Genomic DNA, 13169 nt, shown 5'->3' with positions numbered 1-13169 from the left:
AGCGGCCGGGCTCACGTTCCGGCGGGCCCGACCGCCGCCCTCACGGGCGGGGGTTGGTGCGGCGCCACCGCGGGCGGGCGTCGTAGCCCCGGCGTCCTGCCACCGACGCGCAGCGTGGGCACTGGCGCCGTACCCGGTCCGCGGCGCCACCGGACTCCGGGAAGGTATCGGGCCAGCCCACGTGCGGGAAGCGGACCAGCCGGGAGCGGCTGAGGGACAGGCCGCAGACCGTCTCGTTGCGGCCCGGCTCCCAGGCGTGCACCTCGCCGGAGGGCAGCCGGCGCCGCCCCTCCTCCTCGTCGGTCCACTGCCCGGACGCGGCGACGGCGTATCGCTTCGTGCCTGCCACGGCGGGTCAGCCGGCCGGGTGCTCGACGCGCAGTCGCACCTGTTCCTCCAGCCGCCGCAGGCTGGTGTCCAGGGCATCGGCGACGGCGCGCTCGCCCGGGTCGTGGCCGGCGTCGAAGAACGACAGGTGCACGGTCACCTCGCTGGCGCCGCCGTCGAGACCGGCGACCTGGAGCCAGCCCGCGTAGCCGCCGTGTTCACGGGTGCCCCACTCGAGCCGCATCTGCTCCCGCCGGGCGCGCAGCACGGCGGAGGTGTCCTCATCGGTGCGGTCCTCGTGCACGGTGACGGCGGGCAGCTCCTCCGCCTCCACGTGCAGGGCCTCCGGCAGCCAGCTGTCCAGCCGGCCGACGTTCGCGGCCTGGTCGAAGACGTGCTCGGGCTGCGCGGGCATCGTGCGGGAACGTTCGTACTCGGTCATCGCCTTACCGGCCTTGCCTCGGGAGTCCGTAGCGCACCCGCGTTCCCGGCCTGACCGGACCCAACCGTGGAATGCCCCGCCCGCGAGCGCGGGCTCAAACTGACCCCCTCGCGCGGCGTCCGATTGATCGTCCGGCGTGCGGAACGCGTCCTCAGGGCGAGAGGCGGTCCGCCGCTCCGTCCGGGAGGATCTCCTCGGACGGGTGTGTGCCCGGGCCCCGGCGGGGGAACCTGGTTCGCCGGGTGCGTGCCTGGTGAGAGGAGCCCAAGTGACAGCGTCGGCGGCGGGCGGCCGGAACCAGGACGGGCAGCAGGACGGGTACGAGCCCGACCCCAACCGCTGGCGGGCCCTGTGGGTCACCCTGGTGGCCGGATTCATGAGCCTGCTGGACGTCTCGATCGTGGCCGTCGCCCTGCCCACCGTCCAGCAGCAGCTGCACGCCTCCGCCGCCGAGGTGCAGTGGGTGGTGTCCGGCTACGCCCTCTCCTTCGGTCTCGCCCTCGTCACCGCCGGCCGCCTCGGCGACGCCCTGGACCGGCGGCGCATCTTCCTCGTCGCCCTCAGCGGCTTCGTGCTCTTCAGCGCCGCCTGCGGAGCGGCCCCGAACATCACGCTGCTGGTGGTGGCCCGGCTCGCCCAGGGCCTGGCGGCCGGCTTCATGGCCCCGCAGAACTCGGCGCTCATCCAGCAGATGTTCCGGGGCGGCGAGCGCGGCCGCGCCTTCGGCTTCTTCGGTGCCACCGTCGGCATCTCCTCCGCCGTCGGCCCCCTCACCGGCGGCCTCATCCTCGCCCTGGCCGACGGAGCCCAGGGCTGGCGGTGGATCTTCTACGTCAACGTGCCCATCGGCATCCTCGCGGTCCTCCTCGGCCGCCGCCTGCTGCCCCGCACCCCGCGCTCCGGCCGGGAACACGTCGACCTGCCCGGCGTGGCGCTTCTCGGCCTCGGCGTCCTCGCGCTGATGTATCCGCTGGTCCAGGCCGAGACCGGCGGCCTCGCCCGGCTCTGGTGGATGTTCCCGGTCGGGGCCGGCCTCCTCTTCGCCTTCAGCCGCTGGCAGCGCCACCTGGTGAACCGCGGCACCCAGCCGCTGCTCGACCCCCGGCTGTTCACCACCGTCCGCGGCTATGCCATCGGCGCCGGCGTGGGCACGCTGTACTTCATCGGCTTCAGCGGCGTCTGGCTGGTCTTCGCCCTCTTCTACCAGCACGGACTCGGCTTCTCCCCCCTCGAGTCCGGTCTGGCCGTGACACCCTTCGCCCTCGGCTCGGCCTGCGCCGCCGCCCTCTCCGGACGGCTGGTGGACCGGCTCGGCCGCCTGCTCACCGTCGGCGGGCTCACGGGCGTGATCCTCGGACTGGGCGGCACCGCGCTGCTGCTGCGTTTCGCGCCCCTGGACATCGCCCCCTGGATCGCCGCCCCGGTCCTGTTCCTCGGCGGGCTGGGCGGCGGGTGCGTGATCTCGCCCAACATCACCATGACACTGCGCGACGTGCCCGTGCACATGGCGGGAGCGGCGGGCGGCGCCCTGCAGACCGGGCAGCGTCTCGGCGCCGCGGTGGGCACCGCCGCCCTGCCCGGCCTCTACTACCTGGTGCTCGGCAGCAGGAGCGACGACTACCGCGGAGCCCTCTTCCTCGCGATGGCCGCCGGGATCGTCGGCATGGCAGCGTCCCTGGCCCTGGCGGCCTACGACTGGCGGCGCGACCGGCGCGCGCGGGAGCCGCACCGCCCGTGCCCGGACGATGTCGCCCACAGTCCCGTGCACGCCCGGCAGAGCTGAGCCCCAGGCGCTCACGGGACCTGCGGCTGTGGATCCCGCCGGGCGGACGGGCCGCCATCCAGATCGCCGCGCAGCGCGCCGAGGGCGAAGGCCGTCATGGACACCAGGATCAGCAGCGCGAGCGGCGCCCAGATCGCCACAATGGCACACAGCGGCCAGTCGTTGGCCGCCTGCGCCCAGAGCGTCAGGATCGCCGTGCCGCCCAGACCGATGCCGTGCCGGCGCACCATCTTCGCCGCCGCCACGTGACGCGGCTCGCCCCGCGCCAAGAGCGGCCACACACCGCCCACCAGGGCCGCCAGACCGAACGAGACACCGGCCAGCGCACCGCCCAGACGGTCCTGCGGCCATCCCACCGGCCCGTCGGACGTCTGCTGCCGCCGCCCCTCGGCGTCCCGCACCTCGACGACCTGCCCGTGCCAGATCACGCCGACGACCTTCTCGCCCGGCTCCGTCTCGGACAGCACGGGCTCGGTGCGCGGGAACGTCACCTCCCACGGCTTGCCGGACGGCAGCAGCAGTTCCGCCTCCGGCGACTCGCCGCGCTCACCGCGGTGCAGGGCGGCGCTCCGCACGGTGAACTCCTGCTCCCACACGCACCCCGACGCCGTGACGGGAACGGTGGCGCAGACCGGCGCGGCACGGTACTCCCGCTCCCGCTCCAGCGCCCCGCGGACCTGGAAGGCCGAGGCCGCGCCGACACCGAGCAGCACGAGTGCGATCAGCACCCACATCACGGACCGCATGGTCCCGCCCCCCGACGACCCCACCGCGCCTCAGCCCCCTCGGTACGCCCGTTCCCCGGAGCATTGCACCACGCCTCAGCCGACGCCGTGGACCCGTCTGCCTTCCACGAACGTCTCAAGGACGCGGGTCGCGGCGATCTCCTCGGGCGGACCGGCGAAAGGGTCGCGGTCGAGGACGACCAGATCGGCCGCCTTGCCGACGGTGATGCTGCCGGCGACGTCGTCCAGGTGGTTCACATGGGCGCTGCCCGCGGTGTACGCGGCGACGGCGGTGCCCAGGTCGAGGCGCTGCTCCGGGAAGAAGGCCGGGGTACCGGCGGGCGCCTCGGGGGAGACGCGGTTGACGGCGACATGGAGGGCCTGGAGGGGGTCGGGGCTGCTGACGGGCCAGTCGCTGCCGGCGGCGAGGGTCGCACCGGCCCGCAGCAGATCCCCGAACGGGTACTGCCACGCGCCGCGTTCCGCCCCGAGAAAGGGCAGGGTCAGCTCGTCCATCTGCGGTTCGTGGGCCGCCCACAGCATCTGCAGGTTGGCGCTCGCCCCCAACGCGCGAAAACGCCGCAGGTCGTCGGGGTGGACGACCTGGAGGTGCGCCAGGTGGTGCCGTGTGTCGCGGTTGCCGTTGGCGGCCCGGGCGGCCTCCACGGCGTCGAGCGCCTCGCGCACAGCACGGTCGCCGAGCGCGTGGAAGTGGACCTGGAAGCCGTACGCGTCCAGCTCGGTGACGTACTTCCGCAACTCGCCGGGCTCGACGAAGCTGATGCCGCTGTTGTCCGAGGCGCAGCCGCAGCCGGTCAGGTAGGGGGACAGCATGGCGGCGGTGTGGTTCTCGGCGATGCCGTCCTGCATGATCTTCACCGTGCCGGTCCGGAACCGGTCCCGGCTCAACTCATCCCGCTGGGCCACGAGTTCACCGATCTGCTCGGCCCCCCGCTCGCGGTCCCACCACAGGGCGCCGACGACCCGCGCGGTGAGCAGGCCCCGGTCCAGCGCCGTCCGATAGGCCGGGGCCGGGTCGGTCAGGTTGGCGTAGGTGCCGACGATGGCGTCCTGCCAGGCGGTGACGCCGTGGGAGTGCAGCACGGCCTGGGCCCGCAGCAGCCCGGCGAGCTGCTCCTCCGGGGAGGGGTCGGGCACCAGCCGGCCCACCAGGTGGACGGCGCCCTCCTGGAGCATCCCGGTGGGGTTGCCCTCGGCGTCGCGCTCGATCCGTCCGTCGGCGGGGTCGGGGGTCCGGGCGTCGATGCCCGCGCGCTCCAGGGCCCGGCTGTTGACCCAGGCGCCGTGGTGGTCGCGGTTGGGCAGGAAGACGGGCCGGTCCGGGACGACCGCGTCGAGGGCGGCGGCCGTGGGGGAGCCGCCGGGGAACGCCTCCAGGGACCAGCCGCCCCCGGTGATCCACTCGACGTCCGGGTGCTCGGCCGCGTACGCGGCGATCACGCGCAGGTACGCGTCCGCGTCGGTGGTGTCGCCGAGGTGGCACAGGCCGAGTTCGAGGCCGGCGCCCATCGGGTGGACGTGGGCGTCCTGGAAGCCCGGCAGCAGCAGCTTCCCGGCGAGGCCGACGACCTCGGTGCGGGGCCCGATCAGCTCGCGCACCTCGTCGTGGCCGACGGCGGCGATCCGCCCGCCGCGCACGGCCACCGAGGTGGCGCGGCTGCGGGCCGGATCGACGGTGTGCACGGGACCGCCGGTGAACACGAGGTCGGCGGGTCCCGGGACAGGGGGGTGCGTCATGGGGTGAACTCCATGGAGGGTCAGACCGCCGTGCGGTCCATCGGCAGGGTGAGGGCTTCGGCGTCGGTGCCGCGCCCGGTGGTGAAGTAGGGCGAGCGCCGGACGTACTTGGCGACGGCGGCCATGCCGAGGCCGGCGAGCACGATCACGGCGGGCAGCGAGAACATGAACCACCCGTTGTCCGGGCTGAGTTCGAAGTGGTCGCTCATGGTCAGGTACGAGTATCCGAGGTAGCCGCCCAGGCCCAGCAGCACCAGCCCGGACAGGGCCGGCACGACGACGGCGAGCAGCGCCTCGCGCGGTCCCCCGTGCCGGGCGGCGCGGAACCGCACGGCACAGGCCAGCGCGGTGAGGCCGTAGTACAGGGCCACGATCAGGCCGATCGCGTTGACGGCGGCCAGCAGCATGTCGCTCAGCTCGGGGATCGCGAAGGCGAACACGGCGATCACCGCGGCCACCGACATCACGACGGCCGTTCCCGCGGCGGGTGTGCCCCAGCGCGGGTGGACCCGGGTCCACAGCGGGCCCATGGTGCGGTCGCGGCCCATGGCGAGCAGGCCCCGCGCGGTGGGGATCAGGGTGGCCTGCACGGAAGCGACGGCGGAGAACATCAGGGCGACCAGGGGCAGGGTGGCCCACGGCTCGGCGGCCAGCTTCTCCCCGAGGTAGGGCAGGGCCTGCGGGCCGTTGCGGACGAGTTCGGCCAGGCTCATCTCCCGCTGGAAGGCGACCGAGGCGAACAGGAACAGAGCGAGCATCGCGAACAGGGCGATGAGTCCGCCGCGGGCCGAGTCGCCCGGGTCCCTGGTCTCCTCGTTGACGCTGAACGCCGCGTCCCAGCCCCAGAAGAAGAACACCGCGAGGACCATGCCCTGGGCGAAGTGGGTGCCGCTGGAGATCTCGAACGGGTTGAACCACGACGGGGAGACGGCGTGGTCGCCGGTGATCAGGGCCCAGCTGCAGAACCCGAGCAGCACCGCGTACTCGAACACCAGCAGCGCGAACTGGAACCGGGTCGCCCCCCGCACCCCGGGGACGGCCAGGACGGTGAGGGCGAGCAGGATCACCAGCCCGACCGCCGTGCAGACACCCGTGGACGTCGGATCGAGGGCGGTGCCGGCCACGCTGCGCGAACCGGCCTTGTTGGCGAAGGCCAGCACGACCGAGCCCATGATCGCGCTGGTGTAGGCGCAGAAGATGACCGAGCCGACCAGCGTGACCCAGCCGGTCAGGAAGCCCGGCCAGGGGCCGAGGGATCTGCCGACCCAGGTGTAGCCGTTGCCGCAGTTGGGTTCGGAGCGGTTGAGCCGGGCGTAGGCGAGGGCGATGCCCAGCACCGGCAGGAACGCCAGCAGCAGCGGCGCCGGGGCCTGCAGCCCCACGACCGTGGCGATCGTGCCCATGCCGATGGCGATGCTGGTGGTGGCCGCGGTACTGGACGCGGCGATGGCGACGCCGTCGACCACGCCGAGGGAACGGCGCAGCGCGGGGCGGGGCTGGGACGGTGCGGACGGCATGAAGGGCTCCTCGGGGGAGAGGTGGGAAGAGCCGCGCGGGACTGTGATGGAACAGCTGACGGCCACATTGGGTCAACCCTGTTGACGTAAGGCGGCAAGGGCCGTTCACTGCGTACGCGAGGAACCGCCGGCGCGCGAGGAGAGGAGTCCACGTCATGTCCACCCGTGTCCCGCAGGAACGCAGACGGCGCAGACCGACCCGTTCGGGCGTCCTGCTGTCGGAGGACCTGATCGTGGAGACCGCGCTGCGGCTCATCGGCGAGCACGGACCCGAGGCGCTGAGCGTGCGCCGGCTCGGCGCGGCCCTGGGCTGCGACCCGACCGCCCTGTACCGCTACTTCCACGGCACCGACGACCTGGTGCTCGCCATCGCCGACCGGATCATCGGCGACGCCATGGCCGGCTTCGCCCCGGGGGACGACTGGGTGGCGTCGCTGCGCGAGATGGCCCTGAGGGTCCGCGCGGGATACCTCGCCCACCCCCGCGCCGCGGCCATGGCGGCCCACCGCGTGACCCGGCGCCGCAACGAGATCCGCGCCGTGGACATCGGGATCGGCCTGCTGCTCACCGCGGGCTTCCCGCCGGCCGACGCCGCACGGCTCTACCTGGCCTTCATCGACACCGTGCTCAGCCACGCCGCGGCGGAGGCGGCGTTCCAGGCCCTTCCCCCGCAGCAGCGCGAAGCCGACCGGCGGTCGTGGCGCGATGTCTACCAGGGCCTCGATCCGGCGACCTACCCGTCCTTGACCGCGGTGCGCCCGGAGCTGCCCGCCATGGCGGACAGCTCCTTCGAACAGGCGGTGGACCTCCTGCTGGAGGCCCTGGCGGCCCGGGCGCGCGCACGGGGGTGACGAGCCTGCGCTACAGCACCTCGGCCCGCCCCGGGGTGTCGTCGAGGAACCCGCCCGACTGGTGCTGCCACAGCTTCGCGTAGGCACCGTCGAACGCGAGCAACTCCTGATGCGTGCCCTGCTCGACGATCCGGCCGCGGTCGAGGACCACGAGCTGGTCCATGCCCGCGACCGTGCTCAGCCGGTGCGCCACCACCAGCGCGGTCCGCCCGTCCATGAGCCGCCACAGCGCCTCCTGGACCAGCAGTTCGCTCTCCGAGTCCAGGGCGCTGGTGGCCTCGTCGAGCAGCAGGATCGGGGCGTCCCGCAGGATGGCCCGGGCGAGGGCGACCCGCTGGCGCTGCCCGCCGGACAGCTTGACGCCCCGCTCGCCCACCATGGTGTCGAAGCCGTTCGGCAACGCGTCGGCGAACTCGGTGACGTGGGCCGCCTCGGCCGCCCGGAGGATCTCGGCGTCGGTGGCGTCCGGCCGGGCGAAGGCGATGTTGTCCCGCAGAGTGCGGTGGAACATCGCCGGGTCCTGCGGCACGTACGCGATCCGCCCGCGCAGGTCGGCCTGCCGCACCCGGCTGATGTCCTGGCCGCCGACCAGGATGCGGCCGCCGTCGATGTCGGTCATCCGCAGCAGCAGCCGGGTCAGCGAGGTCTTGCCGCCGCCGGACCGGCCCACCAGACCGATCTTCGTCCCGCTCGGAACGGCCAGGTCGAGTCCCTCGAACAGGGGACGGCCACCCCGGTGGGCGAAGGTCACCTTCTCGAAGCGGACGTCGGCGTCCCGGGACCGCAGCGGTTCCGGGGCCGGCGGGTCGAGCACGGTCGGCGGCGTCAGCAGCAGCTCGGTGAACTGCGCGGCCTCCGTCATCGAGCTCTCCAGCCGGCGGTAGATCTGGTTGAACTCGAACATGATCCGGGTCGCGTTGTTGTAGTAGGCGAAGGCCACCACGATCGCCTCCACACCGTGTGTCCCGCCGCCCAGCGAAACCGCGAGGAGCAGGCCCATCGCGTTGGTGAGGACGGACATCGGCGCCACCAGCGTGTCGATCCGCAGATTGCCGTAGTCCCACGACCGCAGGGTGAGCCGGCGGGACGTCGCGACCCGGGAGCGGTGCTCGGCGGCCTCGCGGCGCTCCGCGGCGAAGGCCCGCACCGTGTCCATGTTCATCAGACTGTCGGCGACATGGCCCGACACCCGGGCGATGGCCTCCTCACGCTGGTCCACGAGCGCCTGGCGACGGCGGACGAGCGGTACGACCAGCACCGCGGTGAGCGCGATCATCACCAGGAGACCGACGACGAGCAGCGGTTCGTAGCGCCACAGCACCACCGCCCCGAACGTCAGCGGCACGAAGCTCCCCACGATCTGGAACGTCAGCGTGTCGACGAACTGCTCGAAACGGGAGGCGAAGCTGAGGACCCGCTTGGTCAGCGAACCGGCGAAGTTGTCGTGGAAGAACGCGGCGTCCTTGGCGAACAGTTCGTCCATGCCGATCACGTACAGGTGCTCGATGCCCAGGGCGTCGAGCCGGTTGAGGCAGTGCAGGGCGATGCGCCACAGTGCCTCCGCCACCAGCAGGACACCCGCGAAGGCGAGCACGTACGGCAGCGTCGAACCGGCCGTGACGTCCTCGTGCTCCGCGATGTCGCCGACGAGCTTGGCGACGATCAGCGGCGCGACGTAGTTGATTCCGATGTTGCCCAGCGCCGAGAGCAGCATCGCGGGCGCCGTCCACCGGCGCAGCCGGGACAACTCCCGTCCGTAGTAGCGAAGTGCGAGAAGAACCGAGCGTTTGCCCGGTAATACCCTGTGTGTTTCCGGCGTTTCCATCCCACCCCTGAGTCGTTCTGTGGCCGCCCGCCACGCCGCGCGTGCGGGCAGGGGCCATCGCCGCAACGGATGTGTGAGGTTTCGGGTCGAGTCCGGAAGTGTCCCGCGATGCCGGCCACGCAGTCCAAGCGTTTTCCGGCCGGTCGGGGGTGTGCGGGGAGCGCCAGGAGGCGCGGCGGCCGGGTGCCCGTACGCCGGGGCGGGGCGAGTGCCCTCCGGGGTGCGGTCAGTCGGTGATCGCGGCATGCACGCGTGCCTGCACCTGGGCGGCGGTGTGGTCCAGCGGTCGCGTGCCGCGATTGGCAGCCCGCCCGGAAGTCGCTGTCCAGCACGATCTCGCGCCACAGGGCGAGGAAGGCCCGCAGCCCGGCGACCGGCCCCGCCTCAGCTCATTGCGCAGGCTCCGGGTGGCCCAGACCCCGGTGGCCGTGCTCCACGACGACGGTCGTGCAGCCGCGTCGCCCGACGGCGCACCCGGCTAAGGCCGGTCACGACGCGGCGCTGGAGTCCGGTCGCAGCGTGAAGACCTGGTCGAGGCCGACCAGGGTGAGGACGCGCATCAGGTTCGCCGGTACGGCGGTCAGGACGATGTCGGCGTCGGCGGCCAGTGCGTGCTGGCGGGCGGCGAGCAGGGCGGTGATGCCCGAGGAGTCGCAGAACGCGAGGCCCGACAGGTCGAGGACCAGGCACTGCCCCGCAGACACGGGGAGCTGGTCGAGCCGGTCGCGCAGGACGGGGGCCTGGTCGTAGTCCAGGTCGCCCGCACGTGCAGAACGGGTCCTGTCGCGGTGTCGCGCCGGCTGATGGTGAGCGGATTCATGAGGTGTGACTCGTTGCGGGGACTGTCGGGGAAGCGGGGTCCGGAGTGGATGGGGTGGCGGGAACGCCGAGGGCGAGCAGGGCGGTGTCGTCGTCGAGACCGTCGCCGAAACCCTCGAGCAGTTCGGTGAGAGCGGTGATCACCCCGCGCGGCGAGGCCGGGGCGTGATCGGTGGCGAAGGCGTGCAGGGCGTCCTCGCCGAACAGGTCGTTCCGGCCGGGGCCGATACGGGCCTCGGTGAGACCGTCGGTGTACAGCACGACCGTGTCGCCGGGGGCCAGGACGGTCTCGGCGGTGCCGATCGGCGCACCGGGGACGACCCCGATGAGCAGACCGCCCGGGGTGGGCAGGAACTCCGCGCGGCCGTCCGCCCGCAGGACGAGCGCCGGCGGATGACCGCCCGAGGCGAGGCGCACCACGGCGCGCCCCTGGGCGCCGCCCGGCTCGACGATGCCGAAGATGCAGGTGCAGTACCGGGGGTTGCCGCCACCGGTGTACCGCTCGTGCAGAACGGCGTTCAGCGTGCTCAGCGCCGAGGCCGGGTCCGGGTCGTGGTGGGCCGCGGCGCGCAGGGTGTAGCGGGTCAGCGAGGTGAGCGATGCGGCCTCGGGGCCCTTGCCGCACACGTCGCCGAGGAAGAACGCCCACCGGTCGCCGGCCACGGGGAACAGGTCGTAGAAGTCGCCGCCCAGCTGGTCCGGGGACGCGGTGTGGTAGTGGACGGCCGTCTCCAGGCCCGGCACGTCGGGCAGCGAGTCCGGCACGAGGGAGCGCTGCAGGACGGCGAGGGCGTCGGCCAGCCTGGCACGGTCCGCCTCGGCCTGCCGCCGGGCCTCGTCCGCCTCGGCGCGAGCCCGCTCGGCGTCCTCGCGGCGGCGCAGGAGTTCCTGCTCGTAGGCGCGGCGGTCCGAGGCGTCGAAGACGGTGATCCGGATCAGCAGCGGTTCGCCCTCGGTCCCGTGCTTGACCACCGCGGAGACCAGGACCGGCAGCCGGCCGCCGTCCTGGCGCCGCATCTCCAGGGCGATGCCCCGCAGCTCGCCCTGCATGCGCAGCAGCGGAGCGAAGTGCGTCTCGTGGTAGAGCTTCCCGCCGATGGTGAGCAGGTCGGCGAAGCGCTTGCGGCCCACGACGGCCTCACGGTCCAGACCGAGCCAGTCCAGCAGAGTGGCGTTGATCTTGGCGATCGTGCCGTCCATCATCGTGGACAGGTAACCGCACGGGGCCGATTCGTACAGGTCCTCCACGCTGTCCTCCAACAGCGCGGTGAAGGCCGCGGTCGTGTGCGCCTCGTCCCCCGTCCCGGTGGGCTCCGGCACGCCGCCCGTGCGACACATCACTTCACGGACTCCAGGAAGTCGAGGATCGCCGCGGTGGTCGCCTGCGGCGCGCTGAGCTGCGGGCAGTGCCCGGTGGCGTCGAGCGTGACCAGACGCGAGGCGGGGATCGCCGCGTGCACGTAGGCACCGACCTCGCGGGGGGCGATGGCGTCCTGCTCGCACTCCAGCACGAGGGTCGCCACGGACACGCCCTTCAGGTCCTCGCGGCTGTCGGTGAGGAAGGTCGTGCGGGCGAAGACCCGGGCGATGTCGGGGTCGGTGGCACAGAAGCTGTTCGTGAGCTCCTGACCCAGCTCCGGCCGCTCCGGATTGCCCATGATCACCGGGGCCATCGCGGACGACCAGCCCAGGTAGTTCGCCTCCAGGGAGGCGAGCAGTTCGTCGATGTCCTCCGTGCTGAAGCCGCCGCGGTAGCCCTCGTCGTCGATGTAACAGGGCGAGGGGGTCACCATCACGAGCGCCCCGATCCGCTCGGGGGCCGCCTGCGCCGCCAGCACCCCGACCATGGCACTGACCGAGTGCCCCACGAACACCGCCTGCCGCAGGTCCAGCTCCTCCAGGACGTCCACGACGTCACCGGCGTAACCGTGCAGCGAGGAGTAACGCTCCTCGCTCCACGCCGCGAGCTCCGAGCCGCCGGAGCCGACGTAGTCGAACAGCACCACCCGATAGCGCTCGGCAAGGGCCGGCGCCACCAGCCGCCACATGTTCTGGTCGCAGCCGAACCCATGCGCCAGGAGCAGCACCGGCGCGTCGGCCGGGCCGACGACGTTGACGTTGTTCCTGCGGCGGATGTCCATGGCGGCCATGCTCCCACCCCGGTCGGAGCGGTGCGACGGCACCCCCGCGCACCGCGGCTTCGCGACCGCGACGTCAGCCCAGGTACAGCGGCACCCTGGAGGCCAGGTCACCGAGCACGGCCTGCTCCGCCCCGGTCGGCACACGCCTCCCGGTGCCGATCAGCAGTGCGTCCGTGTCGGTGAAGGAGGCGGGGAACGGGCCGCCCGCGATCCGCTCCAGCATCGTGCGGGACCGGGAGAGCCCTTCCGCGGGCGGCTGCGGCGCGTCCGGGAGGTGGGCGATCAGGTCGAGGTGGTGCAGCGTCCACTCCATGACGTACGTGGAGAGGTAGTCGCCCACGGTGAGGACCTCGTCGCGGGTGCCGACCCGGGCCGCCGGATCGGCGAGCGCGGCCGCGCGCCCGGCGGCGGAGCCGACGTCGTCCAGATGGAACTTCAGCAGGCCCGGGTCCTCGTACGCGGCGGCGAGCCGGACCGTCAGTGCGTCGAGCGGGTCGTCCCCGGTCGGCGGAGTATCCGAGACCTCCCAGTACGTCAGCGCGTCACGGGTCGGTTCCCGGTCCGAGGGAGTGACCAGGGTGATCAGGACGTCCTGGGCGTCGACGACCAGGTGGCACACCAGGTCCCGCACCAGCCAGCCCGTACAGCCGCTGGGCCGCCCGAAGTCCTCGTCGCAGAGACGGGCCACCGCCGCGCGCAACGCCGCCCAGGTACGGGAGAAGAGATCCACCCCGGCAACGTAGAGGCGCGCGGCGAGGCTGCACAAGCGCGTTTCGGCCGACCACGCTCACCGCCACCGCACGGCGCTCACCCTCCGGGCGCGCCGAGCCGTCCACACCGCCGCGGGGCTTTCACGCTCCGGGCGCGCCGGGCCGTCCACACCGCCGCGGGGCTCTCACGCTCCGGGCGCGCCGGGCCGTCCACACCGCCGCGGGGCCACCACGCTCCGGACGCCCTCGGCCGTCTCACCGCCGCGCGAAC

12 protein-coding genes and 1 pseudogene are annotated in these 13169 nt (G+C 73.1%); 2 read left to right on the top strand and 11 right to left on the bottom strand.

What is annotated here, in order from left to right; translation table 11 throughout:
* Positions 1–40 precede the first annotated feature (40 nt).
* Together ACFZDI_RS13875 and ACFZDI_RS13870 are read right to left on the bottom strand one after the other, a co-directional pair.
* Positions 41–349, bottom strand: coding sequence for a hypothetical protein (locus ACFZDI_RS13875; RefSeq protein ID WP_234749854.1), 309 nt, complete (start codon positions 347–349; stop codon positions 41–43).
* A 6-nt stretch (positions 350–355) separates the two neighbouring features.
* Complete coding sequence (locus ACFZDI_RS13870) at positions 356–769, bottom strand: SRPBCC family protein (protein WP_234749856.1); 414 nt, start codon at positions 767–769, stop codon at positions 356–358.
* 268 nt (positions 770–1037) lie between these two features.
* Between ACFZDI_RS13870 and ACFZDI_RS13865 the strand changes: the two genes are divergently transcribed.
* Entirely contained in the window at positions 1038–2552 is a 1515-nt protein-coding gene (locus tag ACFZDI_RS13865) for an MFS transporter (RefSeq protein WP_391250323.1), read from the top strand.
* 11 nt (positions 2553–2563) lie between these two features.
* Here ACFZDI_RS13865 and ACFZDI_RS13860 read toward each other — a convergent pair whose 3' ends face one another.
* From ACFZDI_RS13860 to ACFZDI_RS13850, 3 genes are all read right to left on the bottom strand, one after another.
* The gene (locus ACFZDI_RS13860; protein WP_391250321.1) at positions 2564–3298 is read right to left on the bottom strand and encodes a hypothetical protein; all 735 of its coding nucleotides are present in this window, start codon (positions 3296–3298) and stop codon (positions 2564–2566) included.
* Between the two features lie 75 nt (positions 3299–3373).
* Complete coding sequence (locus ACFZDI_RS13855; protein ID WP_391250319.1) at positions 3374–5035, bottom strand: amidohydrolase family protein; 1662 nt, start codon at positions 5033–5035, stop codon at positions 3374–3376.
* A 20-nt stretch (positions 5036–5055) separates the two neighbouring features.
* Positions 5056–6552, bottom strand: coding sequence for an APC family permease (locus tag ACFZDI_RS13850; RefSeq protein ID WP_391250317.1), 1497 nt, complete (start codon positions 6550–6552; stop codon positions 5056–5058).
* A 155-nt stretch (positions 6553–6707) separates the two neighbouring features.
* On the opposite strand from ACFZDI_RS13850, the gene ACFZDI_RS13845 reads away from it, so the two are divergent.
* Positions 6708–7403, top strand: coding sequence for a TetR family transcriptional regulator (locus tag ACFZDI_RS13845; protein WP_391250314.1), 696 nt, complete (start codon positions 6708–6710; stop codon positions 7401–7403).
* 10 nt (positions 7404–7413) lie between these two features.
* On the opposite strand, the gene ACFZDI_RS13840 is transcribed toward ACFZDI_RS13845, so the two are convergent.
* The 6 genes and pseudogenes from ACFZDI_RS13840 to ACFZDI_RS13815 form a co-directional block, all read right to left on the bottom strand.
* The gene (locus tag ACFZDI_RS13840; RefSeq protein ID WP_391250312.1) at positions 7414–9228 is read right to left on the bottom strand and encodes an ATP-binding cassette domain-containing protein; all 1815 of its coding nucleotides are present in this window, start codon (positions 9226–9228) and stop codon (positions 7414–7416) included.
* 302 nt (positions 9229–9530) lie between these two features.
* A pseudogene (locus ACFZDI_RS13835) lies at positions 9531–9634 on the bottom strand (TetR/AcrR family transcriptional regulator); the annotation flags it as partial.
* Between the two features lie 82 nt (positions 9635–9716).
* Entirely contained in the window at positions 9717–9932 is a 216-nt protein-coding gene (locus tag ACFZDI_RS13830; RefSeq protein ID WP_391250310.1) for an STAS domain-containing protein, read from the bottom strand.
* A gap of 112 nt (positions 9933–10044) precedes the next feature.
* A complete protein-coding gene (locus tag ACFZDI_RS13825; protein ID WP_391250308.1) occupies positions 10045–11385 on the bottom strand; it encodes a SpoIIE family protein phosphatase in 1341 nt (446 codons plus the stop codon).
* Positions 11385–12188: an alpha/beta fold hydrolase gene (locus ACFZDI_RS13820; RefSeq protein ID WP_391251103.1), complete on the bottom strand. Its 804-nt coding sequence runs from the start codon at positions 12186–12188 to the stop codon at positions 11385–11387. The genes ACFZDI_RS13825 and ACFZDI_RS13820 overlap by 1 nt, the downstream gene beginning before the upstream one ends.
* Before the next feature lie 73 nt (positions 12189–12261).
* Positions 12262–12918, bottom strand: a complete 657-nt coding sequence (locus ACFZDI_RS13815) for a maleylpyruvate isomerase N-terminal domain-containing protein (RefSeq protein ID WP_391250306.1) — start codon at positions 12916–12918, stop codon at positions 12262–12264.
* Between the last annotated feature and the right edge of the window lie 251 nt (positions 12919–13169).

Origin of the sequence: Streptomyces sp. NPDC007907 (assembly GCF_042959365.1) — a bacterium.
Taxonomy (GTDB): Bacteria; Actinomycetota; Actinomycetes; order Streptomycetales; family Streptomycetaceae; genus Streptomyces; species Streptomyces indiaensis.
Note: the sequence above shows the minus strand (reverse complement) of the source record. Positions and strands in the feature narration are given on the sequence as shown.

Coding starts and splice junctions, on each gene's coding strand:
- ACFZDI_RS13870 (WP_234749856.1), bottom strand. CDS start 769: ATGACCGAGTACGAACGTTCCCGCACGATGCCCGCGCAGCCCGAGCAC.
- ACFZDI_RS13860 (WP_391250321.1), bottom strand. CDS start 3,298: ATGCGGTCCGTGATGTGGGTGCTGATCGCACTCGTGCTGCTCGGTGTC.
- ACFZDI_RS13855 (WP_391250319.1), bottom strand. CDS start 5,035: ATGACGCACCCCCCTGTCCCGGGACCCGCCGACCTCGTGTTCACCGGC.
- ACFZDI_RS13850 (WP_391250317.1), bottom strand. CDS start 6,552: ATGCCGTCCGCACCGTCCCAGCCCCGCCCCGCGCTGCGCCGTTCCCTC.
- ACFZDI_RS13845 (WP_391250314.1), top strand. CDS start 6,708: ATGTCCACCCGTGTCCCGCAGGAACGCAGACGGCGCAGACCGACCCGT.
- ACFZDI_RS13840 (WP_391250312.1), bottom strand. CDS start 9,228: ATGGAAACGCCGGAAACACACAGGGTATTACCGGGCAAACGCTCGGTT.
- ACFZDI_RS13825 (WP_391250308.1), bottom strand. CDS start 11,385: ATGTGTCGCACGGGCGGCGTGCCGGAGCCCACCGGGACGGGGGACGAG.
- ACFZDI_RS13820 (WP_391251103.1), bottom strand. CDS start 12,188: ATGGACATCCGCCGCAGGAACAACGTCAACGTCGTCGGCCCGGCCGAC.